Source organism: Micromonospora sp. WMMA1947 (assembly GCF_027497355.1).
GTDB lineage: Bacteria > Actinomycetota > Actinomycetes > Mycobacteriales > Micromonosporaceae > Micromonospora.
The window spans coordinates 1183859-1210031 of record NZ_CP114909.1; the positions used below are offsets into that span (position 1 = coordinate 1183859).

Annotated in this window: 23 protein-coding genes; 5 read left to right on the forward strand and 18 right to left on the reverse strand. The window is 71.1% G+C overall.

Annotated features, from left to right (window positions below):
* Positions 1 to 35: 35 nt before the first annotated feature.
* The 10 genes from O7604_RS05615 to O7604_RS05660 all read right to left on the reverse strand — a co-directional run bounded on the left by O7604_RS05615 (position 36) and on the right by O7604_RS05660 (position 12868).
* Entirely contained in the window at positions 36 to 737 is a 702-nt protein-coding gene (locus O7604_RS05615; RefSeq protein ID WP_013283981.1) for a cytidine deaminase, read from the reverse strand.
* A 104-nt stretch (positions 738 to 841) separates the two neighbouring features.
* Positions 842 to 2122, reverse strand: a complete 1281-nt coding sequence (locus tag O7604_RS05620; RefSeq protein ID WP_269702302.1) for an ABC transporter permease — start codon at positions 2120 to 2122, stop codon at positions 842 to 844.
* Between the two features lie 2 nt (positions 2123 to 2124).
* Positions 2125 to 3489: an ABC transporter permease gene (locus tag O7604_RS05625; protein ID WP_269702304.1), complete on the reverse strand. Its 1365-nt coding sequence runs from the start codon at positions 3487 to 3489 to the stop codon at positions 2125 to 2127.
* Positions 3486 to 5054, reverse strand: coding sequence for an ABC transporter ATP-binding protein (locus O7604_RS05630; protein ID WP_281579921.1), 1569 nt, complete (start codon positions 5052 to 5054; stop codon positions 3486 to 3488). Before O7604_RS05630 ends, O7604_RS05625 begins: the two co-directional genes overlap by 4 nt.
* A 207-nt stretch (positions 5055 to 5261) precedes the next feature.
* On the reverse strand, positions 5262 to 6332 hold the full coding sequence (locus tag O7604_RS05635; RefSeq protein WP_269706923.1) for a BMP family ABC transporter substrate-binding protein: 1071 nt from the start codon (positions 6330 to 6332) through the stop codon (positions 5262 to 5264).
* A 277-nt stretch (positions 6333 to 6609) separates the two neighbouring features.
* A complete protein-coding gene (locus tag O7604_RS05640) occupies positions 6610 to 6951 on the reverse strand; it encodes a hypothetical protein (RefSeq protein ID WP_269702305.1) in 342 nt (113 codons plus the stop codon).
* Between the two features lie 167 nt (positions 6952 to 7118).
* Positions 7119 to 8930, reverse strand: coding sequence for a glycoside hydrolase family 13 protein (locus O7604_RS05645; protein ID WP_269702306.1), 1812 nt, complete (start codon positions 8928 to 8930; stop codon positions 7119 to 7121).
* Positions 8931 to 9072: 142 nt separating this feature from the next.
* On the reverse strand, positions 9073 to 9978 hold the full coding sequence (locus tag O7604_RS05650; protein WP_269702308.1) for a sugar ABC transporter permease: 906 nt from the start codon (positions 9976 to 9978) through the stop codon (positions 9073 to 9075).
* Complete coding sequence (locus O7604_RS05655; protein ID WP_281579045.1) at positions 9975 to 11618, reverse strand: ABC transporter permease subunit; 1644 nt, start codon at positions 11616 to 11618, stop codon at positions 9975 to 9977. Before O7604_RS05655 ends, O7604_RS05650 begins: the two co-directional genes overlap by 4 nt.
* Positions 11618 to 12868, reverse strand: a complete 1251-nt coding sequence (locus O7604_RS05660; RefSeq protein WP_281579046.1) for a maltose ABC transporter substrate-binding protein — start codon at positions 12866 to 12868, stop codon at positions 11618 to 11620. Before O7604_RS05660 ends, O7604_RS05655 begins: the two co-directional genes overlap by 1 nt.
* 199 nt (positions 12869 to 13067) lie before the next feature.
* Here O7604_RS05660 and O7604_RS05665 point away from each other — a divergent pair, with 199 nt between their 5' ends.
* The 3 genes from O7604_RS05665 to O7604_RS05675 all read left to right on the forward strand — a co-directional run bounded on the left by O7604_RS05665 (position 13068) and on the right by O7604_RS05675 (position 16912).
* Positions 13068 to 14144 (forward strand): LacI family DNA-binding transcriptional regulator, encoded by a 1077-nt coding sequence (locus tag O7604_RS05665; protein WP_281579047.1) that lies wholly within the window; start codon positions 13068 to 13070, stop codon positions 14142 to 14144.
* 610 nt (positions 14145 to 14754) lie between these two features.
* The gene (locus O7604_RS05670; RefSeq protein WP_281579048.1) at positions 14755 to 16389 is read left to right on the forward strand and encodes a glycoside hydrolase family 13 protein; all 1635 of its coding nucleotides are present in this window, start codon (positions 14755 to 14757) and stop codon (positions 16387 to 16389) included.
* A gap of 160 nt (positions 16390 to 16549) precedes the next feature.
* Positions 16550 to 16912, forward strand: coding sequence for a VOC family protein (locus O7604_RS05675; RefSeq protein ID WP_281579049.1), 363 nt, complete (start codon positions 16550 to 16552; stop codon positions 16910 to 16912).
* 6 nt (positions 16913 to 16918) lie between these two features.
* Here O7604_RS05675 and O7604_RS05680 read toward each other — a convergent pair whose 3' ends face one another.
* From O7604_RS05680 to O7604_RS05705, 6 genes are all read right to left on the reverse strand, one after another.
* Positions 16919 to 17362 (reverse strand): hypothetical protein, encoded by a 444-nt coding sequence (locus O7604_RS05680; RefSeq protein ID WP_281579050.1) that lies wholly within the window; start codon positions 17360 to 17362, stop codon positions 16919 to 16921.
* A gap of 73 nt (positions 17363 to 17435) precedes the next feature.
* On the reverse strand, positions 17436 to 17810 hold the full coding sequence (locus O7604_RS05685; RefSeq protein ID WP_281579051.1) for a GntR family transcriptional regulator: 375 nt from the start codon (positions 17808 to 17810) through the stop codon (positions 17436 to 17438).
* Positions 17807 to 18748, reverse strand: a complete 942-nt coding sequence (locus O7604_RS05690; RefSeq protein WP_281579052.1) for a YhjD/YihY/BrkB family envelope integrity protein — start codon at positions 18746 to 18748, stop codon at positions 17807 to 17809. The genes O7604_RS05685 and O7604_RS05690 overlap by 4 nt, the downstream gene beginning before the upstream one ends.
* Positions 18749 to 18804: 56 nt before the next feature.
* A complete protein-coding gene (locus O7604_RS05695) occupies positions 18805 to 19380 on the reverse strand; it encodes a 2'-5' RNA ligase family protein (protein ID WP_281579922.1) in 576 nt (191 codons plus the stop codon).
* Positions 19381 to 19414: 34 nt separating this feature from the next.
* Positions 19415 to 20440, reverse strand: coding sequence for a tryptophan--tRNA ligase (trpS, locus tag O7604_RS05700; protein ID WP_281579053.1), 1026 nt, complete (start codon positions 20438 to 20440; stop codon positions 19415 to 19417).
* A gap of 33 nt (positions 20441 to 20473) precedes the next feature.
* The gene (locus O7604_RS05705) at positions 20474 to 21490 is read right to left on the reverse strand and encodes a hemolysin family protein (protein WP_281579054.1); all 1017 of its coding nucleotides are present in this window, start codon (positions 21488 to 21490) and stop codon (positions 20474 to 20476) included.
* Positions 21491 to 21667: 177 nt separating this feature from the next.
* Between O7604_RS05705 and galE the strand changes: the two genes are divergently transcribed.
* Together galE and galK are read left to right on the forward strand one after the other, a co-directional pair.
* The gene (gene galE / locus O7604_RS05710) at positions 21668 to 22654 is read left to right on the forward strand and encodes a UDP-glucose 4-epimerase GalE (protein WP_269702326.1); all 987 of its coding nucleotides are present in this window, start codon (positions 21668 to 21670) and stop codon (positions 22652 to 22654) included.
* A complete protein-coding gene (galK, locus tag O7604_RS05715; protein ID WP_281579055.1) occupies positions 22651 to 23802 on the forward strand; it encodes a galactokinase in 1152 nt (383 codons plus the stop codon). The genes galE and galK overlap by 4 nt, the downstream gene beginning before the upstream one ends.
* 89 nt (positions 23803 to 23891) lie before the next feature.
* Here galK and O7604_RS05720 read toward each other — a convergent pair whose 3' ends face one another.
* Both O7604_RS05720 and cysD read right to left on the reverse strand, forming a co-directional pair.
* Positions 23892 to 25193, reverse strand: coding sequence for a GTP-binding protein (locus O7604_RS05720; RefSeq protein WP_269702330.1), 1302 nt, complete (start codon positions 25191 to 25193; stop codon positions 23892 to 23894).
* A complete protein-coding gene (gene cysD, locus O7604_RS05725; protein WP_269702332.1) occupies positions 25193 to 26104 on the reverse strand; it encodes a sulfate adenylyltransferase subunit CysD in 912 nt (303 codons plus the stop codon). Before cysD ends, O7604_RS05720 begins: the two co-directional genes overlap by 1 nt.
* Positions 26105 to 26173: the final 69 nt, after the last annotated feature.

A 26173-nucleotide genomic window follows, 5' to 3' on the forward strand; every position in this document is an offset into this window, starting at 1 on the left:
GCACGGTCGGCCCCGGCCCCAACCGCAACCCCAGCTCAACCCCAGCGAACCGGAATCTCCGTAGGCGGCTCACCCTCACCAGCCCAGAAGATCGTCCCCGAGGCGTCCACCACAACCACGCGCGGCGTCCGCGCCAGCCCCCACGCGATCGCCTCGGCCGGGTCGTCCCAGGTCGAGCCCTCCTCCAGCACGCCGGTCTCGGCGTCCTCGGTCTCACCGGACGACCGCTCCCAGTACGTCGTCCAGACCTGCTGCCCGGCCGACAGGTCGGGGTGCACGAACACGGTGCCCCGGCCCCGCCAGGCGGCCAGCCGGTCCGGCACCACAGGCACCGGATGCTCGCCGGTCACCGCCTCGATGTCGGCCACGTCGAACGCGTGCGGCAGCAGCTCGGCCATCCGCAGCGGCCCGCCCTTCGCCTCGACCAGGCACTCCGGCCCGCCCTGTTCCCAGAGCAGCTGCCGGCACCTGCCGCACGGCATCAGCGGCTCACCGGTGGCGTCGACGCAGGACAGCGCCACGATCCGGCCACCGCCGGTCGCGTGCAGCTGCGAGACCACGCCGCACTCGGCGCAGAGCGTGACGCCGTAGCCGGCGTTCTCCACGTTGCAGCCGACCACGACGCGACCGTCGTCGACGAGCGCGGCGGCACCCACCGGGAACTTCGAGTACGGCACGTAGGCGTGCCGCATGACCTCGGTGGCGGCGGTACGCAGCCGCTCCCAGTCGATCTCCATCACGACTCCCATTCTGCCCAATTCAACGCCGATCGGTCGCGGACGCGGCCGGAGACGACGGTGCCCGGCGGGTCGCCCCGCCGGGCACTGTGTCGCGTGGGCGGTCAGCCCTTGATGTACGGCTTGCCGTCGGCGGCCGGCGCCCGGACCTTGCCGACCAGCCCGGCCACGGCCAGGATCGTCGCCAGGTACGGCAGCATCGCCAGGAACTGGCTCGGGATGCTGCTGCCGATCGCACCCAGGTAGGTGGCGAGCTGGTCGGCGAAGCCGAAGAACAGCGCCGCGAGCAGCGCACCGGTCGGGCTCCACCGGCCGAAGATCAGCGCGGCCAGGGCGATGAAGCCCTTACCGCCGATCATGTTCTTGGTGAACGAGTAGAGCGCCAGCGTGTACGAGGCGCCGCCGACGCCGGCCACCAGACCGGCCAGGATCACGTTGCGGTAGCGCAGCCGCAGCACCTTCACGCCCAGCGTGTCCGCCGCGGTCGGGTGCTCGCCCACCGAGCGGGTCCGCAGGCCCCACCGGGTACGGAACAGCGCCAGGTGGATGACCAGCACCAGCAGCAGACCGAGGTAGAGGAAGATGTTGCCTCGGAACAGCGCCGGACCGAGCAGCGGGATGTCGGACAGCAGCGGGATCTCCCAGTTGCTGAACCGGGGCGCGCTGTTGTACTTCGCCGCGTCGGTCTGCATCAGCCGCTCGTAGAGGAAGCCGGTGATGCCGACCGCGAGCAGGTTGAGCACGATGCCCATGACCACCTGGTCGACCAGGTAGCGGATGGAGAACACGGCCAGCAGGAACGAGATGAACGCGCCGCCGATGGCGGCGGCCACCAGGCCCACCCAGACGCTGCCGGACATGCTGCCGAACAGCGCACCGGAGAACGCGCCCATCAGGAGCTGGCCCTCGATCGCCACGTTCACCACGCCGGAACGCTCGCAGAGCACACCGGCGAGCGCACCGAAGATCAGCGGAAGGGCCAGGATGAACGTGCCGCGGACGACGTTCACCAGCGGCATGAAGTTGCGCCCCTCGGGCGCGGCGGAGACCTGCCAGCACAGGAAGCTCAGCACGAAGGCGACCAGCCCGGCGCCGAGCAGCAGCATGAACCAGCGCTTGGGCACACCGGCCAGCAGCGCGCCCCCGGCCGCGGCGGTGATCAGCCCGAACAGGATCGCGCCGACCGTACCGTTGATCTCCAGGGCGGCCCCGCCCTCGGTCTCGCTGAGCGTGAACCGCGCGTGCTGGTCGGTCGCGAGCGCGCCGAACAGCACCGCCGCGAGCACACCGAGCGCCAGCAGGACCGCGCCGATCTTCCGGTTACGGGTCCAGAAACCCTCGTCGACCGCGGTAACGGCGACCTCGGGGACAGCGGTGGTGGACATGCTCACCAGCCCTTCGCGAGGCTCGTCTGCAACCGGGCGGCGCGGGCCGCCCGGAGCTGGAAGATCGTCTTCACCAGGGCAGGCGCGGCGATGAAGATGACGATGAGCGCCTGGAGCACGGTGACCAGTTCCAGCGAGATGCCGGAGTAGGACTGCATCCGGTTGCCGCCGGCCTGGAGCGCGCCGAACAGCAGTGCGGCCAGGAGGACGCCCCACGGCTTCACGCGGCCGAGCAGCGCGACCAGGATGCCGTCGAAGCCGATCTGGGCGATCACCAGCGGGGTCAGCGCGGTGGCGGTGGTGCCGAGCACCATGGTCGAGCCGCCGAGACCGGCAAGCATGCCGGCGAACACCATCACCAGGACGTACGTCTTGGTGACGCTGATGCCGGCGGTCCGGGCCGCGTCCGGGTTCGCGCCCACGGCCCGCAGCTCGAAGCCGAGCGTGGAGCGGTTGAGCAGCCAGGCGATGAACCAGGTGGCCGCCACCGCGAGCAGGATGCCGGCGTGCACCCGCAGGTCGTCGCCGAGCAGGCGGGGCAGCTGCGCGGTGGACTCGACCGGCTTGCTGATCGCGTCCGACCGGTTGGGGTTCTGCACCCCGTTCTGAACGATGATCCAGGACAGGAAGTAGACCGCCACGTAGTTGAGCATGATCGTGTTGATCACCTCGTGCGCGCCCGCCCGTGCCTTCAGGATGCCGGGGATGAAGCCCCAGAGCGCGCCGCCGAGCGCACCGGCGATCAGCGCCACCAGCAGGTGCACGACGGGCGGCAGCGGCAGCGCGAAGCCGGCCACGGCGGCCAGGATGACGGCGATCGTCGCCTGGCCCTGGGCGCCGATGTTGAACAGGCCGCCGCGGAAGGCCAGCGCCACCGACAGACCGGTGAAGACGAGCGGCGCGGCGTAGGTGAGCGTCTCCGAGATCGGGCTCAGGGCGGCGGTGAAGCCGACCGCTTCCGGGTCGAAGATCGCGCCCTTGAACAGGTTCGCGTACGCCTCGCTGACCACCGTCCAGCTGGCGTTCAGCGCGTCCGAGGGGCGAGCCGTGATGTAGCTGTAGGTGGCGAGCACCTCCGGGTCGGACACGATGATCAGCACCGCGCCGACCACCATGGCCAGCAGCACCGCGAGCACCGTCACGGTGAACGTGTTGGCCGCCCAGAGGTTGTCCAGGAACATCCGGCCCATGCCGGGACGGGACTCCCCGGCCGGCTCCGGCCTCTTCGCGGTCGCGGTGGCGGGCACCGTCTGCTCGGTGTCACCGGCCGGCTGCGTCGGCGTCGCCCGGGCCTCGCTCAGCGACTCCTGCGCCTCGGTCGCCGGTTCCTTGTCCGGCGAGCCCGAGACGGGGTTCGGGTTGGTCATGCCTCGTCCTCGTTGCCAGGGCCGTCCTCGGTCACGGTGGCGGCGTCCGGGGTGGCGGCGTCCGGGGTGATACCGGCCATCAGCAGGCCGATCTCCTCGCGCGGGGTGTCCGGGCCGACGATGCCGATGATCCGGCCGCGGTACATGACCGCGATCCGGTCGGCCAGGCCGATCACCTCGTCCAGTTCGCTGGAGACCACCATGACCGCGGTGCCGATGTCCCGCTCGCGGATGACCCGGCTGTGGATGAACTCGATCGAGCCGACGTCCACGCCCCGGGTGGGCTGGGCGGCGATGAAGAGCTTCAGCGGCCGGGACAGCTCCCGGGCCACGATCACCTTCTGCTGGTTGCCGCCGGAGAGCGTGCCGACCGCCGCGTCGGCCGAGGAGGTGCGGACGTCGAACTGCTCGATCCGCTCCCGCGCCGACTTGGCGATGGCGTCGGGCTTCAGCGACAGGCCCTTGCCGAACGGCGGCCGGTCGTAGATGTCCAGCACCAGGTTCTCCGCCACGGAGAACTCCTTGACCAGGCCGTCCACGCTGCGGTCCTCCGGCACGTAGCCGACGCCGGCGCGGAGCACCTTTTTGGTCGACCAGCCGTGCGTCGGCTCGCCGTCGAGGCTGATCGTGCCGGCGAGCACCGGGCGCAGGCCCATGATCGCCTCGATCAGCTCGGTCTGGCCGTTGCCCTGCACGCCCGCCACGCCGAGCACCTCGCCGGCGTGCACGGTGAGGTCGACGCCGTCGACCGCGCGTACCTGCCGGTCGTCGTCCACGACCAGGCCGGAGACCTCCAGGACCGGCTTGCCGGGGGTGGCCGGTTTCTTGTCCACTGTCAGCCGGACGCTGCGGCCCACCATCAGCGCGGCCAGTTCGTCCCGGCTGGCGCTCGGCTCGGCGGTGCCGACGGTCTTCCCGCGCCGGATCACCGTGATCCGGTCGGCGATCGCCTTCACCTCGCCCAGCTTGTGGGTGATGAACACGATCGACTTGCCGGCGGCCTTGAGCGACCGCATGACGGTGAGCAGTTCCTCGGTCTCCTGCGGCGTGAGCACGGCCGTGGGCTCGTCGAGGATCAGCAGGTCGACGTCGCGGGTGAGGGCCTTGACGATCTCCACCCGCTGCTGGATGCCGACCGGCAGGTCCTCGATCACCGCGTCCGGGTCGACCCGCAGGTTGTACCGCTCGGACACCTCGGCGACCTCACGCCGGGCCCGCCGCCGGTCGAGGATGCCGGCGAACGGCCCCCTGACCTGCTCGGCGCCGAGCATCACGTTCTCGGCCACGGTGAAGACCGGCACCAGCATGAAGTGCTGGTGCACCATCCCGATCCCGGCGGCGATCGCGTCCGACGGACCCTTCAGCTTCAGCGGCTTGCCGTCGACCAGGATCTCGCCCTCGTCCGGCTGGTAGAGGCCGTAGAGCACGTTCATCAGGGTCGACTTGCCGGCGCCGTTCTCGCCGAGCAGGGCGTGGATCTCTCCAGGCTCCACCGTCAGGTCGATGTGGTCGTTGGCGACCAGATCACCGAACCGTTTGGTGATGCCGCGCAGTTCGAGTCTCAGCGCAACCTCCTGGAGTGCGAGCGATGGTGCAGCGTAGCGATCTGCCGCGCCGCCACCGCGCCGGGTGGGGGTGTGAGGGGATTCAAGGTGATCGGCCGCCCCGGCGCTGGGGTGCGGACCCCGTTGCGCCGGGACGGCCGGATCGTCATGCCTGGTGCCCGCCGGCCCCCGCTGCCGATGATCGCACTGTGGGGACCGGCCGGACGGTCACTTGGTCGGCTGGGCCTTCGAGGTGACGGTGATGGTGCCGGCGGCGATGTCCGCCTTGATCTTGTCGACCTCGGCCTTCAGGTCCGCCGGGACCTTGCTGTCGAAGTCGTGGTACGGCGCGATCGAGACGCCGTTGTTGGCGAGCGTGCCCACGAAGCCCGGGGTGGACGCCAGCTTCTCGCCACCGGCGGCCTTCAGCGTGGCCTCCTTGACGGCGTCCGGGATGTTCTTGACCACGGTGGTCAGGATCGCCGCGCAGTCCGGGGTGCTCTCGCAGCCGTCGATGTCGACCCAGACGACCGAGTACTTGCCGCCCGAGGCCTTGGCCGCGGAGGTGGTGCCCAGACCGGCGCCACCGGCGACCGGCATCACGATGTCGGCGCCCTGCGCGACGAGCGCGTCGGAGACCTTCTTGCCCTCGTCCTGCTTCTCGAACGAGTTGGCGAAGGAGCCCTTCTGGGCGGCCTTGTCCCAGCCCAGCACCTGGACGTTCTTGCTCTTGGCCTTGTTGTAGTACGCCACGCCGTCGGCGAAGCCGTCCATGAAGATGGTGACCGGCGGGATCGGCAGGCCGCCGTAGGTGCCGACCTTGCCGGACTTACTCATCCCGGCGGCCAGGTAGCCGGCCTGGAACCCGGCCTGCGCGGTGTCGAACTGCATCGGGTAGACGTTCGACACACCCGGGTTGGCGTCGACGATCGCGAACTGCTGGTTCGGGTTCTTCTCAGCCGCGGCCTTGGTGGCGTCCGACATCAGGCCACCGACGGCCAGGATGAAGTCGCACTTCTGGTTGACGAACCCGGTCAGGTTGACCTCGTAGTCCGCCTCGGCCTTCGACTGGACGTACTTGATGTCGATCTTGTCGTTCTCCTTCTGCGCCTCCTGCAGGCCCTTCCAGGCCGAGGCGTTGAAGGACTTGTCGTCGACGCCGCCGACGTCGGTCACCATGCAGGCGCTGAACTTCTTGCCGCCGTCGCCGCCGGCGTTGTTGTCGTCGTCCGGAGCCTCACCACAAGCGGCAGCGCCCAGCACGAGTCCACCCGCCGCAATGACGGAGGCAATCCGCATCCCACGCACAGAGCGCAAGACGTCTCCTTCCCCTTGCACCCCGCGTCGTGCGCGGTGTGCAGCCCTTTCGCCGGCCTGCGGTGTGCCGCCGGCGTCCCACGTTACGGACGGGAGCGTACGCCCGCGCCCACCCACCGGCCGACAATCGTGCACGACTGTTGAGCGTCCGTTACCCCGGCGTAACCCTTGGGTGGGGCACGTCACTTCTCCGGCCGGTAGGCGTGCGCGGTGGTGTCGCGAACGTCCGTTTTCCCGAGCTTCCCCGACTCGCGGCGAACTAACGCCAGAACACCGCGACGGCCGCGTTGACCAGCGTCAACCCGACGATCGCGAGGAAGTGGCCACGGTTGACGGTCTCCCGCTTACGGGAGAAGAAGACCATGACGAAGATGAGCAGCGCGAGCACCAACTTGGTAACAAGTTTCGCCGGGGCGGGCTCGTCCCCGTCGCGCAGCGGAGCGGACAGCCCGATGCCGGTGAGCACCTGGATGATCGCGCCCCAGAGCATGGCCGCGTTGATGCGCAGCTTGCCGGTGACGTACTGGGCGATCCCGCCGCCGAGCAGCAGCGCGAAACCGATCAGATGGACGTAGAGAAGAATCAGTCGAAGAGCTTCCACGCGCCCCATCCTCTCCCATCAACGACGCAACGTAGTAGTCACCCCGCCGACCTGCCGTCATACCGTGACCACCCTCCCCCGCGATCTTGCAGTTTCCGCCCCGGCATCCGGGACGAAAGCCGCGCGACACGGGCCGGAACCGCAAGATCGCGGGGTGGGGACAGGGGTCAGCGGAGGCGCCAGACCTGGAACGTGGGGCCCTCGGCCGGGAGGGTCACCGTGCCCTCGGCGTCGGGGTGGAGGGCGGGGGCGTTGCCGTAGACGTTGTCTGCGGCGCCCACGCCGGTCAGGCGGACCGGGGTGCCTGCGGCGCGTCTCGCCAGCACCAGCACCGTCGACGTGGCCGACTCGCGCAGGAAGACGAGCGTGTCCGCGTCGGCGTGCACCCACCGCAGGCCGCCGTGCCGCAGCGCCGGCTCGTCGCGGCGCAGCGTCAGCAACGACCGGTACGCCTCGAACGTGCGCCGGTCCCAGCTCTGGGGCCGGTGCCACGGCATCGGGGTACGCGAGCCCTCCCCGTTCGTACCGGTCAGGCCCAGCTCGTCCCCGGCGAACACCACGGGCGTACCGGGCATGGTGGCGAGCAGTCCGGCCGCGACCTCCTGCCGGGCCGCGTCGCCGACCACGGTGCGGATCCGGGCCGAGTCGTGCGAGCCGAGCAGCTGCCACGAGTGCGTGTACGACCGCCAGGACACCAGCGACCGGTACGTGTTCATGGTGGCGAGCACCGCGCCCGCGTCGCGCCGCCGTACCCCGCCCGGGGTGCCGAGGAAGTTCGGCACCGGGTCGTCGCCGTGGCGCAGCCAGGACCAGACCGGGTCGGTGAAGCCGACGTAGTTCATCGTCCCGTGCCAGCCGTCGCGGTCCAGGTCACCGGTGTGGTCGTGGCCGTGCTCAGCGAGCAGCAGCCCGTCCGGCCGGGTATCGGCGACCACCTCGCGCAGCAGCCGCGCCACCTCGTGGGTGTACGCGTCCGCACCCCGCCGCCCGGTCATGTTCGCCACGTCGACCCGCCAGCCGTCCAGCCCGTACGGCGGGCGCAGCCAGCGGCGCAGCAGCGAGTCCTCGGCGGTGGCGAACCGGCGGCGCAGTTCCTTGCTGCCCCAGTTCAGCTTCGGCAGCGACTTCACCCCGTTCCACGACTCGTAGTCCGAGCCGGGCAGGTCGAAGTAGTACAGGTCGCGCTCCGGCGCGTGCACGTCGGAGACGGCGGCGGTGAACCAGTCGTGGGCGTCGCCGGTGTGGTTGCTGGTGATGTCGCCCAGCAGCCGCCAGCCCCGGGCGTGCACCGCGTCGGCGAGCCGGGCCAGCGCCGCGTCGCCGCCGAGCAGCGGGTCGACGGTGTCGAAGCTCGACGCGTCGTACCTGTGGTTGGAGCGGGCCGGGAAGACCGGCGTGAGGTAGACGGTGTTGACGCCGAGCCGGTCCAGGTGGTCCAGGTGTTCGGTGACGCCGTCGAGGTCGCCGCCGTAGAACTGGCGGGGCGTCTCCGGGCCGCGACCGATGACCGGGGTGTCCCAGTCGCATCCGATGGCCCAGTCCGGCACGGTCCGGCCGTCGGCGGCGGCCGAGCGGGCGAACCGGTCCGGGAAGATCTGATAGATCACCGCGTCGCGGGCCCAGGCCGGCGGCGGGGCGTAGCTGACCAGCTTGAAGTCGCCGTTGTCCGGCACGTCGTGCCCGGCCAGGCCGGCGGCGTTGAGCCAGCGGGTGCCGCGTTCGCCGTCGAGCAGGAAGCGGTAGTTGCTGACCGGGTTGCGGACCTCGACGTCGGCCCGCCACCACACGTCGCCGTTCTCGGTGCGGTCGACCCGCGCCTCGGCGAAGCGCGGCTCGCCGTCGCCGGTGGTGCGGACGTGCACCTGGGAGACGCCGGAGCCGGCCGGCACCCGCACGAAGACGGGGACGGTCTGGCCGAGCGCGGGCTCCTGCTCCGGGACGTAGGTGGCGGAGCCGTCGTGGTGCGGCTGAAGGGACATGGCGCTGCCTTTCGCGTCGTACCGACAGGGAGAGGGGGCGGGCACCCGCCGCGGCCGGTTCACCCGACCGCGGCGGTCCGCCCGAGAACCGCTCCGGTGTACGCCGACACGACGCCCTTGCCGCAGCGTGAGCCGAGGAGGCTCAGCCCTTTACCGCTCCGGAGGTGAGTCCGGAGACGATGTAGCGCTGGAGCAGTTGGAACACCAGCACCGTCGGGATCGCGGTGAGCAGCGTGCCCGCCGCGAACATCCCGAAGTTGTTGTTGCGCTCGCCGGCCACCAGGCCGTACATGCCGACCGCGAGCGTCTTCGCCTCGGGTTCGGTGAGGAACACGTTGGCGATGATGAACTCGTTGATCGACCCGATGAACGCGAGCAGGCCGGTCACCGCCAGGATCGGCGCCACCAGCGGCAGCATGATCCGGAAGAAGACCTGCACGTGCGACGCGCCGTCCATGGTCGCCGACTCGTCCAGCTCCTTCGGCAGCGTGTCGAAGAAGCCCTTCATCAGCCAGGTGTTCGCGCCCAGCGCGCCACCCATGTAGAGCAGGAACAGGCCCCACGGGGTGTTGAACCCGATCGACGGGTAGAGGTCGGTGAGCGTGGTGAAGATCAGGAAGATCGCCACGATCGCCAGGAACTGCGGGAACATCTGGATCAGCAGCAGCGCGAGCAGGCCGACCCGCCGCCCGGCGAAACGCATCCGCGAGAACGCGTACGCCGCGAGCGACGACAGGAAGATCGACGCGAAGCTGGCCACGCCCGCCAGCAGCAGCGAGTTGAGGAACCAGTGGGCGAACGGGGTCTGATCGAACAGGTTCGTGAAGTTCTCCAGCGACGCCCCGGTCGGCAGCAGCTCGGTGGAGGAGAGCGTGCCGAGCGGGTTGAACGCCGCCGAGATCACGAACAGGATCGGGAAGAGGCTGAACGCCACCGCCAGCACTCCGACCACGTGCCGCCAGCCGACCTGCGCGAACCAGCGTCCACGCGACCGGCGGGCCGGCCCGCGGGTGGCAGTGGGTGCGGGCGTCTCCGCGATGGTGGTCACGAGTACACCTCCTCCTGCTTGCGGGTCCGCCGGAAGCTGATCGCCGAGACCGTCGCCACGATCGCGAAGATGAAGATCGAGACGGTGGCGGCCAGGCCGAACTCGGCGCCCTGTGCGCCGAACGCGAGCCGGTACGTGTAGGTGATCAGCAGGTCGGTGGCACCGTTACGCGGGTTGTCCGGCGCGAACGGTCCGCCCTCTGTGGTGAACAGGATCGCGTTGACGTTGTTGAAGTTGAACGCGAACGACGCGATCAGCAGCGGCGAGAGCGCGACCAGCAGCAGCGGCAGGGTGACCGCCCGGAACGACTGCCAGGGCGACGCGCCGTCGACCGAGGTCGCCTCGGTCAGCTCCCGTGGGATGGCCTGCAACGCGCCGGTGGCCACCAGGAACATGTACGGATAGCCGAGCCACAACTGCACCAGCAGCACCGCGATCCGGGCCGACCAGTTGCCGCCGAACCAGTCGACGTTCAGCCCGAACAGGTTGTTGAGCAGGCCGAAGTCGGTGTTGAACATGTCCCGCCAGATCAGCAGCATCGCGAACGACGGCATGGCGTACGGCAGGATCAGCAGCACCCGGTAGAAGTTCGTCCCGCGCATCCGGGGTGAGTGCAGCGCGAGCGCGATGGCCATGCCGAGCAGGAACGTCAGGCCGGTGGAGCCGATCGCGAACGCGAAGTTCCAGGCGAGCGTGCCGAAGAACGGGCCGGAGATGTTCGGGTCGGTGAGTACGGTGCTGAAGTTCTTCAGCCCGACGTTGACCTTCCAGCCCTGGGCGAGGCGCTCGCCGTCGGCGGCGACGAAGGAGCCGGACTTCTCGTCGGCGGTCCACGTCTTGCCGGTCTCGCTGTCCTTGACGCAGTCGCACCCGGCGTCGTACGCCCGGACGGCCTTGCCCTCGTACGCCCGGGTCAGGCCGTTGGAGCGGATGGCGCCGTCGTCGGTGGGCACGATCAGCGCGGTGATCGCGTCGCTGCGACCGCTGGCCTGCCCGATGTTCAGCAGGGTGTAGCCGTCCGCGGCGGTGATCTTGCCGCTGAGGCTGCTCACGTCCACGTCGGCGGCGTCGAGCTTGCGCAGCCCGTCCGCGTCGCCGGCGAAGACCTCCTTGGTCTTCGGGTCGCTGAGCAGGAAGATCAGCGAGCCGGTTGCCGGGTCGCCCTTCGTGGCGATGGTGAGGTTGTACTCGGTCGAGCCGGGCACCTGCTTCACCGACGAGGTCTGCACGGCGACGATCGCCTCGTCCTTGCTGCCGCGGTGGCCGTCGCCGAAGTTCGTGAACGCGGTGCTCGCGGTGTAGAGCACCGGGAAGACCTGGAACGCGATCAGGAACAGCGTGCCGGGGACGAGGTACTTGGCCGGGATGTGCCGGCGGCTCAGGTAGAGGTAGAACAGGGCGGCGGTGGTGACCGCCAGGACGCCCAGCGCGAGCCAGTGTTCGGCCTCGATGAGCGGGAAGGCCGCCCAGATCGCGATCCCGGCCACCAGGCCGAGCAGGACCACCTTGACGACGAGGCCGGTCGCGGTGATCGGCGCGTGTTGCCGCGCGGTACGGGACGTGCGCGGGAGCCCACGGCGTACGGGCTCCCGGCCCGGGGCCTGCGGTGCAGACCCCGGGCCGGACAGCGGCGTGCTCATTACTTGATCTGACCCTGGATGGTCTTGCCGGCGGCCGTGATCGTCTTGGCCGGGTCGGCGCCGCCGATGATGGCGGCCTCCGCCTTGCCGAACGGGTCCCAGATCGCGGCCATGGCCGGGATCGCCGGGAGCACCTGGCCGTTCTTGCCGGCCTCGGAGAACTTGGCCAGGTCCGGGTCCTCGCCCTTGACCTGGTCGAAGGCGGCGGTCAGCGCCGGCGGGCGCGGCTCGGCCTTGTACAGCGCGACGGCCAGCTCGGGCTTGGTCACGTAGTTGGTGACGAACTCCTGGGCCAGGGCCTTGTTCTTGCCCTTGGAGGCCACGTAGAACGCCTGGACGCCCACGAACGGCTGGGCCTCCTTGCCGCCGGCGAAGCCGGGGACCGGGGAGATGTCGTACGCGATGTTGGCCTTCTTCGCGTCGGCCACGGCCCACGGGCCGGAGACCAGGAACGCGCACTTCTTGCCGGTGAAGGTGGCGATGGAGTTCTCGCCGGTGATGGAGCGCTTCAGCGCACCCTCGCCCTTCTCACCCAGCTTGGCGATCTTCTGGAAGGCAGCGATCGACTCCGGCTTGCCCACGCCCAGGTCCTTCGGGTCGTAGTCGCCGTTCGCCGCGGTGCCGAACAGGTAGCCGCCGCCCGAGGTGTAGAGCGGGTAGATGTGGTACGCGTCGCCGTTCTGGCCGGACTGCAGGCACAGGATCTCGCTGGCCTTCTTCTCCGCCTTGAGCTTCTTGCCGGTGGCGACGAGGTCCTCGATCGTCTTCGGCGCCTCGGGGGCCAGCTCGGTGTTGCGGATCAGCGCGACGTTCTCGGTGGCGTAGGGCACGCCGTAGAGCTGGCCGTTGAACGTGACGGCCTTGATCGCGGTCTCGTTGAAGCCGGACTTCTGCTCGGCCGCGAGCTGCACCGGGTCGATGGCGCCGTTCTGGACCAGGTTGCCGATCCAGTCGTGCGCGCCGACCACGACGTCCGGGCCGCTGCCCTGCTGCGAGGCGGTGACGAAGTTGGTCTGCAGGTCCTTGGAGACGGCCTGGACCTCGACGGTCACGCCGTTCTCCTTGCCGAACTCCTCGGCGAACGGCTTGAGGGCGGCCGTGCGCTTGTCGTCGGCCCAGATGACCAGCTTGCCGCCGGTCGCCTTGGACTCGCCGGCGGCCGGCTTGTCGTCGCTGCCGCTGTCACCACAGCCGGAGGCGGCGAGCGCCAGGCCGAGGACGGCGACCACACCCGCGGTACGGATGCGCATCGGTACTCCTGTCGTCATGGCGGCCCGCCGGGGGAAGGGCGGCCCGCCAGTGGAAACCTCTGAAAGTTCTTGCTGACCGGCGCCGAGATGCTGCGCCGCTGCTCTCGCATGTTGCGGGGACGTTAGCAAGAGGTTGCAGAGAATGGAAGGGCTTGCAGAAGTGTACGCAAGACTTTGCCGTTGGGCTAAAGTGCCGCACATGCGCGCTCGACTGTCCGACATCGCCCAACAGGCTGAAGTCAGCGAGGCCACGGTGTCGCGGGTGCTCAACGACCGCCCCGGCGTGGCCCCCGAGACCCGGCAGGCGGTTCTCACCGCCCTCGATGTACTCGGCTACGAACGTCCCGCCCGGCTGCGCAAGCGCAGCGCCGGACTGGTCGGCTTGGTCGTGCCGGAGCTGGACAACCCGATCTTCCCGGCGTTCGCCCAGATCATCGAGTCCGCGCTCGCCCCCACCGGCTACACACCGGTGCTCTGCACGCAGACCCCGGGCGGCGTCCGCGAGGACGAGTACGTGGAGATGCTGCTGGACCGGCAGGTCTCCGGCATCGTCTTCGTCTCCGGCCTGCACGCCGACACCGCGGCGGACCACGACCGCTACCGCACGCTGCTAGCCCGGCCGCTGCCGATCGTCATGATCAACGGGTACGCCCCGGGCATCCCCGCGCCGTTCGTCTCCTGCGACGACAGGGAGTCCGCCGAACTCGCGGTCGCCCACCTCGTCGCGCTCGGACACCGCCGGATCGGCCTGATCACCGGCCCGGACCGGTTCGTGCCGGTGCAGCGCAAGGTCGCCGGCTACAAGGCCGCGATGGGGCGGCTCACCGACATCACCTCCGACGAGCTGGCCGAGCTGACCGAGCTGTCGCTGTTCGGCGTCGAGGGCGGCGAGGCCGCCGCCGGCCGGCTGATCGAGCGCGGCGTGACCGGGCTCGTCTGCGGCTCGGACCTGATGGCGCTCGGCGCGATCCGGGCCGCCCGCCAGCGCGGGCTGTCGGTGCCCGGCGACATCTCCGTGGTCGGGTACGACGACTCCCCGCTGATGGCGTTCACCGACCCGCCGCTGACCACAGTGCGCCAGCCGGTCGCCGCCATGGCGGTGGCAGCGGTGCGGGCCCTGGTCGACGAGATCAACGGGCACCCCTCACCGAACTCCGAGTACCTGTTCCGGCCCGAGCTGGTCGTGCGTGGCTCCACCGCGGTGACCCGCCCCGCCGACCCCCCGAAGCGCCAGCGCCCCGCCACCCCCACCCCGCCCCTCCCCATCCCCGCCTGACCCCCGCGCCCCTCCCCTTCCCCCTCTCCTCCGCACCCTCCCCGCACCCCTCCCCGCCTCCCGGTTGATCAAGGAGTTCGCGTCCAAGTCGACCTCCCTCCCGGACACAAACCCCTTGATCACCGCCCCGGTCCAGCTCGACCCTCGACGCGTCGATCATGAAGTTGACGGCGACAAATCGGACGCCAATCACCGCCAACCTCATGATCACGCCACCCCGGCCGCGCCTACTGCGCGCGCACCCCTCCCCGTTGATCAAGGGGTTTGTGTCGGGGTTGATCTCCACTTGGGACACAAACTCCTTGATCACCGACCGCGGCGGCGGGTCGGTCCGGCAAGAGGCGGCCGGGTCGGGATGGCGATCATGAGGTTGGCGGGGGTTGGGGTCCGGAATGTCGGGGTTAACTTCATGATCGACTTCGAAGTGCGGAGGCGGCCGGAGGTGGCGGGTGTGGGTGTCTCGGGATTCGGGAGAGGGCTCTGGGGTGACGGCGGGTGATGGCTGTCATTTCTTGCGCAAGGAATGCTTGACTCTTGCAGGGCCGTGGCGGCATCCTTCTCAGACACCCTGCGCCGCACCAGAAGCCGCCACAGAACGGGATCGACAGCGATGACCTCCGCCCCCAGCACCACCCCACGCACCGCCGACGACGACTGGTGGCGGTCCGCTGTTGTCTACCAGGTGTACGTCCGCAGCTTCGCCGACGCGAACGCCGACGGTGTGGGTGACCTCCAGGGCATCCGGCAGCGCCTGCCGTACCTGCGCGATCTCGGCGTGGACGCGCTCTGGCTGACGCCGTTCTACACCTCGCCGCAGGTCGACGCCGGCTACGACGTGGCCGACTACCGGGACGTCGACCCGCTGTTCGGCAACCTGACCGACTTCGACGAGATGATCACCGACGCGCACGCGCTCGGCCTGCGGATCATCGTGGACATGGTGCCGAACCACACCTCCAGCGCGCACCCGTGGTTCACCGCGGCGCTCGCCGCCGGACCCGGTTCGCCGGAGCGGGAGCGCTACCTGTTCGCCGACGGCAGGGGCGAGCAGGGCGAACTGCCGCCGAACGACTGGGAGAGCATCTTCGGCGGCCCGGCGTGGACGCGCGTGGTCGACGGCCAGTGGTACCTGCACCTGTTCGACCCGGCCCAGCCCGACCTGAACTGGCGACACCCGGAGGTGCGGGCCGAGTTCGAGGACGTGCTGCGCTTCTGGCTGGACCGGGGCGTGGACGGCTTCCGGATCGACGTGGCGCACGGCATGATCAAGGCCGAGGGCCTGCCGGACGTCGGCTTCAACTCGATGACCACCGGCCAGCGCCAGTCCGAGCTGCTGGGCAAGGGCCGGCTGCCGTACTTCGACCAGGACGAGGTGCACGACATCTACCGCGCCTGGCGGCCGATCCTGGACAGCTACCCGGGCGGCCGGATGGCCGTGGCCGAGGCGTGGGCCGAGACGCCGCAGCGGCTGGCCCGCTACATCGGCCCGGACGAGCTGCACCAGGCGTTCAGCTTCGACTTCCTCGACGCCACCTGGTCGGCCGACTCGTTCCGCAAGGTGATCGACACGGCGCTGGCGGAGTCCACGATCGTGGGCGCGCCGACCACCTGGGTGCTCTCCAACCACGACCGGCAGCGGCACGTCACCCGGTACGGCGACGGCGAGGTCGGCCTGCGCCGCGCCCGCGCCGCCGCGCTGCTGATGTTCGCGCTGCCCGGCTGCGCGTACGTCTACCAGGGCGAGGAACTGGGCCTGCCGGAGGTGCTGGACCTCCCCGACGAGCTGCGTCAGGACCCGGCGTTCCGGCGTACCGGGGAGAGCCGGGACGGCTGCCGCGTGCCGATCCCGTGGGGCGGCGAGCTGCCCCCGTACGGCTTCGGGCCGGAGGGCAGCGAGCGGAGCTGGCTGCCGGCGCCGGCGACCTGGCGGTCGCTGTCGGTGGCCGCCCAGACCGGTGCCGCCGGGTCGACGCTGGAGCTGTACCGGGCCGCTCTGCGCATCCGGCACGAGCACCCCGCGCTGGCCGGCCTGGACGGCATCACCTGGCTGGAGACCGAGCCCGGCGTTCTGGCGTTCCGCCGCACCGCCGGGGACGCCGAGGTGACGTGCGTGGTGAACATCAGCGGCGCCGCCGTGACGGTGAGCGGCCACGGCCGCCCGCTCGTCGCCAGCGCCGACCTCACCGAGCGGGGCGACGGGTACGTCCTGCCGGTGGACGCGGCTGCGTGGTTCGAACGGCGCTGAGCCGGGTAACCCGCCAACGACCTGGCCGTCCGTTGTGCCCCGCGCCGACGGGCGGCTGGGCTGCCGACCCCTTGTGGTGGGGGGTGAGGTGGCCCCGGCCCCTCGGGATGCGCTCCCGGGGGGCCGGTGTCCATCGGGGAGCACGGGGTACCACCGGGGGATGACCGCACACGTGGCGCAGTACACCCTCGACGTCACCGACCTGGAACTGATGGCCCGGTTCTGGTCCGCCGCCCTCGGCTACACCGTCTCCCAGGGCGGCGACGGCAACGCGAAGCTGTATCCGCCGCCCGGCCGGGCGGGCCCGACCGTCTGGTTGCAGGGCTGCGGCACGCCGAAACCGGGCAAGAACCGGCTCCACCTGGATCTGGTCGCCGACGGCGGCCAGGCCGCCGAGGTCGACCGGCTGATCGGACTCGGTGCGCGGCGCGCCGACGTCGGCCAGACCGGCGCGGAAGGCTTCGTGGTGCTCGTCGACCCGGAGGACAACGAGTTCTGCGTGCTCGACGGGCCGCCGCGCTGAGCGTCCTCAGCCGCCCTTGGCGGTGAGCAGTGCGGCGATCCGGGCGAACCCGGCCCGGATCTCCTCCCGGTCGGGCGCCTTCGCCGGCTCGGGCTCCGGCTCACGCTCGGCGGCCAGCTCCAGCTCCTCGTCGATGACGTCCTCGAAGTCGCCGTAGAGGTCCGCCTGGTCGATCTCGGCCGCCTCGTCCTCGGCGGCGATCTGCGCGGCGGCGATCTCGCCGCGGATCTCCTCCGGCGTGAGCGCCGGCAGCAGCGGCTCCACCACCGCCATCAGCTGCTCGTCGGCCACCACCGCCTCGGCGAGCGCCAGCGCGTGCGGTCGCTCGTACGGGCCGCAGACCACCGGCTCCCAGTCGTCCTCGGTGCCGAGCGGGCCGAACGTGATGATCCACGGCAGGCCCCGGATCGGGGAGTCGTCCGGCAGGTCCAGTGTCACGAGTGCGCCCACCGGCCCATCATGGTCGCCACGCGTCGGCCCGGGGAACGCAAACATCGGACTCTCCCCGCTTCGGGGACCACGCTCAGCCACGCGTACCGGCGTCCAGCGCCGCACGGACCAGCGCCACCGCACGCTCCGGCGGGACGCCCAGGCGACGTGCCTCGTCGGCGTACCCGGCCGCGGCCCGCTGCAGCCGGTCGGTGGCGTCGTCCCGGCCGGGGGCCACCACCGTGCCGTGCCGGCCGCGCGTCTCGACCAGCCCGGCGCCCTCCAGTTCCCGGTACGCCCGCGCCACGGTGTTCACCGCCAGCCCCAGGTCGGCGGCGAGCTGCCGCACGGCCGGGAGCCGGGTGCCCACCGGCAGCCGCCCGTCGCCGATGCGCGCGGCGAACTGCGCCCGCACCTGCTCGTACGGCGGCACCGCCGAATCGGCGTCGATCCGGATCCGCGCGCTCATCCCGCTCCTCCCGGCGTCCCCGGTTCGGTTTCCTCGTCGAGCAGGTCGGCCTCCACGTCCACCTCCCGGGCCCCGCCCTCGGCCAGGTCCACCACCCGGCCGTACCGGCTGGTGGCGGCGAGCGCGGCGCCGAACAGCACCAACTGGTTGAGCAGGTAGAGATAGAGCAGCAGGCCCACGGCGGTGGCGACCACGGTGTACGCGGGGTTCCGCTCGGTGCGTACCACGTAGTAACGCCCCACGGTGTTGAGCAGGGTGATCCCGACGGCGATGGTCAGGATCGCCGGACGCAGCCGGCGCCGGCTCATCCGCAGCCGGGGCACTGCGAGCAGCAGCGCGGCGGCGAGCACGGCGTTGACGAGCACGCTCAGCACCGCGCTGATCGTGGTCAGGCCCACCGAGCCGGTGCTGCGCAGCAGGAAGCGCAGCAGCGACTCCAGCGCGTCCACGGCCGCGACCGAGACGAACAGCAGCACGAAGACCGCGACCAGCACGCCCAGGTCGACCAGGCGCCGCACGACCAGGTTGCCGGGCTGCTGGTTGAAGCCGTACATCAGCCGCTGCGAGGAGCGGATCGCCTCCACCCAGCCGATGCCGGTGAAGACCAGGATGACCAAGCCGACCACGCCGACGGTGCCGCTGCTCTCGGCGATCTGCGCCGGGTCGAGGAAGGGCAGGTTCTCCTCCAGGAAGTGCGCCGCGCCGCGGCTGACCTCCTCGTTGTCGCGCAGTACCGCACCGAAGATCCAGTACGCGACGAGCGCGAGCGCGAACACGGCGAAGAAGCCGTAGTACGCGATGGCGGCGGCGAGCCGCCCGGCGAGCAGGTCGGCGTAGAGCGTCCCGGCCCGCCAGACGTGGTCGAAGACCGACGAGCGGCTCCGGGCCGCGTCGATGCGGCGCCCCACCGCCGCCTCGATCCGGCCGAAGACGTTCACCCCGTCATCCTCGCCGATCTCCGCCCGTGACGGAGGTGGCCCGGCCGGTCGGATGTTCAGTGCCGGCCGCCGAGCCGGAAGTCGCGGCGGGGCTGCCACCGGGTCGCCTCGCTGTGCGAGAACAGCGTGAACGCGTCCACCTGGAACAACGCGGAGAAGTCCGCCAGATCCTCGTACGCCTTGTCGAGCACCTCGGGCGGTACGTCCTGCGCCACCGTGACGTGCGGGTGGTACGGGAAACGCAGCTCGCGGCGCAGCTCGGGAGCGGAGTTGATCGCGGCGGCCAGCAGTTCGCACTCGCTGATCCCGGCCGCCACCGCCACGAAGACCACCTGGGTGACCGGGCGGAACGTGCCGGTGCCGCGCAGGTGCAGCGTGAACGGCAGGTGCGCGGCGGCGACCCGGGCCAGGTGCTCCTCGACGGCGGGCAGCGCGCGTACCGGGATCTCGGTGGGCCCGAGGAGGGTGACGTGCGCGGGGACGGCGAGCGGGTCGCCGGCCTCGACCCGGCGGCGGGTGAGCATCCCGCCCCAGGGCTCGGGGACGTCGACAGCGATCCCGATCTGGATCGTGTCCGCGCCGCCCGGCGCCGTGTCACTGCCCGCCACGTCGCGCGCCACCCCTCCGGCCACCGGCTGCGTCACCCGTCTCCGCCCGTCCGGGCCGTTACTCGAACCGCACCGGCGGGAAGAAGCCGACCCGCTCGTACACGTCCCGCAGCGTCCCGGCGGCCACCGCCCGGGCCTTCTCCGCGCCCCGCACGAGCAGCTTGTCGAGCTGGGCCGGGTCGTTGAGGTAGGCGTTCGTGCGTTCCTGGATCGGCGTGACGAACTCCCGCACCACCTCGGCGAGGTCCTTCTTCAGGTCGCCGTAGCCCTTGCCGTCGTACGCGGCGACCAGGTCGTCGATGGACCGGCCGGAGAGCGCGGAGTAGATGGTGAGCAGGTTGGTGATGCCCGGCTTGCCCTCGGCGTCGAAGACGATCTCGCGGCCGGTGTCGGTGACCGCCGAGCGGATCTTCTTGGCCGAGCGGGCCGGGTCCTCCAGCAGGTCGATGATGCCGGCCGGCGAGGACGACGACTTCGACATCTTGGCCGTCGGGTCCTGCAGGTCGGTGATCTTCGCGGTGTCCTTCACGATGTGCGGGGCGGGCACGGTGAAGGTGCGGCCGAACAGCGAGTTGAAGCGCTGCGCCAGGTCGCGGGAGAGCTCCAGGTGCTGCCGCTGGTCCTCGCCGACCGGCACCGCGTTCGCCTGGTAGAGCAGGATGTCCGCGGCCTGGAGGATCGGGTACGTGAACAGGCCGACGCTGGCCCGCTCGCTGCCCTGCTTCTGCGACTTGTCCTTGAACTGGGTCATCCGGCCGGCCTCGCCGAAGCCGGTGATGCAGCCGAGCACCCAGGCCAGCTGCGAGTGCTCGGGCACCTGCGACTGCACGAACAGCGTGCTGCGTTCCGGGTCCAGGCCGAGCGCGAACAGCTGCGCGGCGGCCACCCGGCTGCGACGCTTGAGCACCTTGGGGTCGTGCCCGGCGGTGATCGCGTGCAGGTCGACGACGCAGTAGTAGGCGTCGTGGCTGTCCTGCAACGCCACCCAGTGCCGCAGCGCGCCCAGGTAGTTGCCGAGGTGGAACGAGTCGGCCGTCGGCTGGATGCCGGAGAAGACGCGCGGGCGGGCGGGTACGTCGGACATGGCGGCAATTCTGTCAGCAAGCCCCGGCGTCCGTCATGACGGGCCGGTGGATCGGGCGGGTACGGGCGGAAGCGGACCGTTCACCTCACGTCGGGGCTCGGGCAGCCGCGCGGCGGAGACCGCCAGGCGGGACACGCGGCGGCCGTCGAGCGTGAGCACCCGCAGCAGCCAGCCCGCCGGATCGGCGGGCACCGATCCGGTGGCCGGGTCGACAGCCACCGGCACCTCGTCGCCCGCCACCGGCAGCCGGCCCAGCGCGGCCATCACGTACCCGCCGACCGTCTCGTACGGCCCGGCGGGCAGCGACACCCCGGTGCGCTCGGCGAAGTCGGTCAGGTTGAGCCGGCCGTCGACGACCGCGGGCAGGCCGGCGGGTTCCGGTTCGAGCGGGCCGTGCCCGTCGTCCCGGATCTCCCCGACCAGTTCCTCGACCAGGTCCTCGCAGGTGACGATGCCGGCCGTGCCGCCGTACTCGTCGACGACCACGGCCAGGTGGTGGCCCTCCCGGCGCATCTCGGTGAGCGCAGCCAGCACGCGCTTGCTGTCCGGCAGGCGTTTCACCTCCCGGATCAGCTCGCCGACCAGCAGCGGCCGGTCCGCGTCCGGACGCAGCAGCACGTCGCGCAGGTGCACCAGGCCGACCACGTCGTCGTGGGTGCCGTCGACCACCGGGTAGCGGGTGTGCGGGTCGGCCCGGACCAGCCGCTGCGCCTGCGCCAGCGGGAGCGCGGCGCTGAGGAAGACCACCTCGGTGCGGGGCACCATCACCTCGCGGACGAGCCGCGCGCCCGCGACCAGCACCTCGTCGATGATCCGCCGCTCGTCCGGATCGAGCAGGGTGTTCGCCGCGACCAGGTCCCGCAGCTCGGCCTCGCTGATCCGCTCCCGCCCGGCGGTGGGGCTGGCCCCGAGCAGGTCGGTGACCAGGCGGGTGGCGCCGTCGGCGCCGCGCACCACGAGACGGGCCACGCTGCGGGCCAGCGGGCCGGGTTCGCGTCGAGGCCGCCCCGACGGTCGCCGCCGGGGCCCGGGACCACCACCCTCCCGCATGAGAAGGATGGTAGACAGCGACCACCGTACGCTCGGGCGAATGTTCGGATCTGTTCAATCGTGGAGGATTATGATGGAATAGAGGAGGGCTCGACTCGACAGCCGCGACACAGTCCCCGGCCGTAGGGTGAGCGCGGGACGGCCGCCGCGGGACGCGGCCCAGGCAGGAGGACCGACGTGAAACTGCTCGTCACCGGCGGCGCCGGCTACATCGGCAGCGTGGTGACCCGGATGCTGCTCGACCACGGCCACCAGGTGACCGTGCTGGACGACCTGCGCACCGGTCACCGGGAAGCCCTCGCCCCCGACGCCACCCACGTCGAGCTGCCGGTGCACGAGGCCGCCCAGGTGCTCACCCCCGACGCCGGGTTCGACGGCGTGCTGCACTTCGCCGCCCTGATCGCCGCCGGCGAGTCGATGATCCGCCCCGAGCTGTACTGGCACACCAACACCGTCGGCTCGATCGCGCTCATCGACGCGGTCCGCGCCGCCCGGGTGCCGCGGATGGTCTTCTCCTCCACCGCCGCCGTCTACGGCAACCCCACCGAGCTGCCCATCCCGGAGACCGCCGTCAAGGCCCCCACCAGCACCTACGGCGCCACCAAGCTGGCCGTCGACATGGCGCTCACCTCCGAGGCGATCGCGCACGACCTGGCCGCCGTCTCGCTGCGCTACTTCAACGTCGCCGGGGCGTACCTGCGCGACGGGCAGGCCATCGGCGAGCGGCACGACCCGGAGACGCACCTCATCCCGATCGCGCTCGACGTGGCCGCCGGCCGGCGGGAGAAGCTCCAGCTGTTCGGCGACGACTACCCCACCGTCGACGGCACCTGCGTCCGCGACTACATCCACGTCGAGGACCTGGCCCGCGCCCACCTGCTCGCGCTCGACGCCGCCACCCCGGGCCGGCACCGCATCTACAACCTGGGCAACGGCAACGGCTTCACCAACCGGCAGGTGGTCGACGTGGTCCGCGAGGTCACCGGGCATCCGGTACCGGTCGAGGTGGCCCCGCGCCGCGAGGGCGACCCGGCCGAGCTGGTCGCGTCCTCCGCGCTGGCCCGCGACGAGCTGGGCTGGACGCCGGCCAAGCCGACCCTGCACGACATGGTCGGCGACGCCTGGGCGTTCTACCGCGAGCACGTGGCGGGCCGGCCCTCATGAGCGTCGCCGACCGCGCCACCGCCGGCTTCCGGCAGCGGTACGGCGCCGAGCCGGCGGGCCGCTGGGCGGCTCCCGGCCGGGTCAACCTGATCGGCGAGCACACCGACTACAACGACGGCTTCGTGCTTCCCTTCGCGCTGCCGCTGCGTACCGTGGTCGCCGCCGCGCCCGCCCCCGACGGGCGCTGGACCGTCTGGTCGGAGCTGGACGACGAGCCGGTCGAGTTCGGCGCGGCGGAGGCCGACGAACCCGGCCGGGTCGACGGGTGGGCCGCCTACGTGGCCGGGGTGGTGTGGGCGCTGCGCGCCGACGGCCACGACGTGCCGGGCGCGCGGCTCGCCGTGGCCTCCGACGTGCCGGTCGGCTCCGGGCTCTCCTCGTCGGCGGCGATCGAGTCGGCGGTGCTGGCCGCCCTGGTCGACCTCGGCGGGCTCGACCTGCCCGCCGGGCGGTGGCCGCGGCTCGCCCAGCGGGCCGAGAACGACTACGTCGGCGCGCCCACCGGGATCATGGACCAGTCGGCGGTGATCCGCGGCCGGGCCGGGCACGCCCTGTTCCTCGACTGCCGCACCGAGGAGATCGAGCAGATCCCGTTCGACCTGGACGACGCCGGGCTGGCCGTGCTGGTGATCGACAGCCGGGCGCCGCACCGGCACGCGGACGGCGAGTACGCGGCCCGGCGCCGTAGCTGTGAGCAGGCCGCCGCGACGCTCGGGGTGACCGCGCTGCGCGACGTCGGCGTGGCCGACCTCGACAGCGCGCTGACTCGCCTCGACGACGACGAGACCCGCCGCCGGGTGCGGCACGTGGTGACCGAGAACCAGCGGGTGCTCGACACCGTCGCGCTGCTGCGCGCCGGGCGGGTCCGCGACACCGGTCCGCTGCTGACCGCCTCGCACGCCTCCATGCGCGACGACTTCGAGATCACCGTGCCGGAGATCGACACCGCGGTCGAGGCCGCGCTGGCCGCCGGGGCGTACGGCGCGCGGATGACCGGCGGTGGCTTCGGCGGCTGCGTGCTCGCCCTGGTCGACGCGGGCGCCGCCGACGCGGTGGCGGCCGCCGTCACCCAGGCGTACGCGAAGCGCGGCTTAACCGCCCCCGGCACGCTCACGGTGCTCCCGGCCGGCGGCGTCACCCGGCTGTAAGGAAGGGCCCCTTCTTAACGCCTGCGGTAGAGGAAGGGCCCCTTGTTAACAGCAGCTGTCAACAAGGGGCCCTTCCTTGCACGCAGGGGTCAGCCGGCCTCGACGATCATGCCGGCACCGACCGTACGGTTCGTCGACTCGTCGATGATCACGAAGCCGCCGGTGGTGCGATTGCGCCGGTACTCGTCGGCGAGCAGCGGAACCGTGGTGCGCAGCCGCACCCGGCCGATCTCGTTGAGCTTCAGCTCAGCGGCCGTCTCGTCGCGGTGCAGCGAGTTGATGTCCAGCCGGTAGTGCAGCCCGCGCACGATCGCCCGCGCCGAGCGGGTCGTGTGCTTGATCGCGTACCTGCCGCCGACCTGCAACGGCCGCGTCTCGTCCATCCAGCAGACCATCGCCTCGATGTCCTGCACGGGCGTCGGGGCGTTGTTCGGCCGGCAGATCATGTCGCCGCGGGAAATGTCCAGCTCGTCGGTCAGCCGGACCGTCACCGACATCGGCGGGAACGCCTCGTCGACCGGGCCGTCGGCGGTCTCCACCGCGGCGATCCGGCTGGTGAACCCGGACGGCAGCACCATCACCTCGTCGCCCGGCTTGAGCACGCCCGAGGCCACCTGGCCGGCGTAGCCCCGGTAGTCGGTGACGGTGGTGGACTGCGGCCGGATCACGTACTGCACCGGGAACCGCACGTCGACCAGGTTGCGGTCCGAGGCGATGTGCACCCGCTCCAGGTGGTGCAGCAGCGACGGGCCCTCGTACCAGGGCATGTTCTCCGAGCGGGTGACGATGTTGTCGCCCTGCAGCGCGGAGACCGGCACCACTGTCAGGTCCGGCACGTCGAGCTTCGCGGCGAACGCGGTGAACTCGTCCGCGATCCGCTCGTAGACCTCCTGCGACCAGTCCACCAGGTCCATCTTGTTCACGCACAGGACCAGGTGCGGCACCCGCAGCAGCGAGCAGAGGAACGCGTGCCGGCGGGACTGCTCCACCAGGCCCTTGCGCGCGTCCACCAGGATCAGCGCCAGGTCGGCGGTGGAGGCGCCGGTGACCATGTTCCGGGTGTACTGGATGTGCCCCGGGGTGTCGGCGATGATGAACTTCCGCCGCGGGGTGGCGAAGTAGCGGTACGCCACGTCGATGGTGATGCCCTGCTCCCGCTCGGCGCGCAGGCCGTCGGTGAGCAGCGCCAGGTTGGTGTACTCGTCACCCCGCGCGGCGCTGACCGCCTCGACCGCGGCGAGCTGGTCGCTGAACAGCGACTTGGTGTCGTAGAGCAGACGGCCGATCAGCGTCGACTTGCCGTCGTCGACGCTGCCCGCGGTGGCGAACCGCAGCAGGTCCATCGGCCGGGTGGTGTCGCTCTCGGCCGGGGCCAGGGTCTCGACGCTCATCAGAAGTAGCCCTCTCGCTTGCGGTCCTCCATGGCGGCCTCGCTGACCCGGTCGTCGCCGCGGGTAGCGCCGCGCTCGGTGATCCGCGTGGCGGCCACCTCCTCGATCACCTTCTCCACCGTGTCGGCGTCCGAGCGGACCGCCGCGGTGCAGGAGGCGTCGCCCACGGTCCGGTACCGCACCTGTTCGGTGAACGGCTGCTCACCGGCGCGGGCCCGGAAGAACTCGTTCACCGCGTAGAGCATGCCGTCGCGCTCGATCACCTCGCGCTCGTGCGCGTAGTAGATCGACGGCAGCGGGATCCGCTCCCGCGCGATGTAGTGCCAGACGTCCAGCTCGGTCCAGTTCGACAGCGGGAACACCCGGATCGACTCGCCCGGGTGGTGCCGGCCGTTGTAGAGCGCCCACAGCTCGGGACGCTGGTTCTTCGGATCCCACTGGCCGAACTCGTCGCGGAAGCTGAACACCCGCTCCTTGGCCCGCGCCTTCTCCTCGTCGCGCCGGGCGCCGCCGAACAGCGCGTCGAAGCGGTGCTTCTCCACCGCCTCCAGCAGCACCGGCGTCTGGATCCGGTTGCGCATGCCGTCGGCGGACTCGCGGACCAGGCCCTTGTTCAGCGCCTCCGGCACGCTCGCCACGATGAGCTGCAGGCCCAGCTCGGCCACCCGCTGGTCGCGGTAGGCGAGCACCTCGGGGAAGTTGTGGCCGGTGTCCACGTGCATCACCGGGAAGGGGATGTTGGCCGGCGCGAACGCCTTCTGGGCCAACCGGAGCATCACGATCGAGTCCTTGCCGCCGGAGAACAGCAGCACGGGCCGTTCCATCTCGGCGACGACCTCACGCATCACGAAGATGCTCTCCGCCTCGAGCGCGTCGAGGTGCGACACCTGGTACGCGGCGGGGGACGTCATGACACGAACTCGATTCGCACGGATCCGTACATCGGATTCCAGACCTTTCAGGTCGGACTCGTGAAGAAG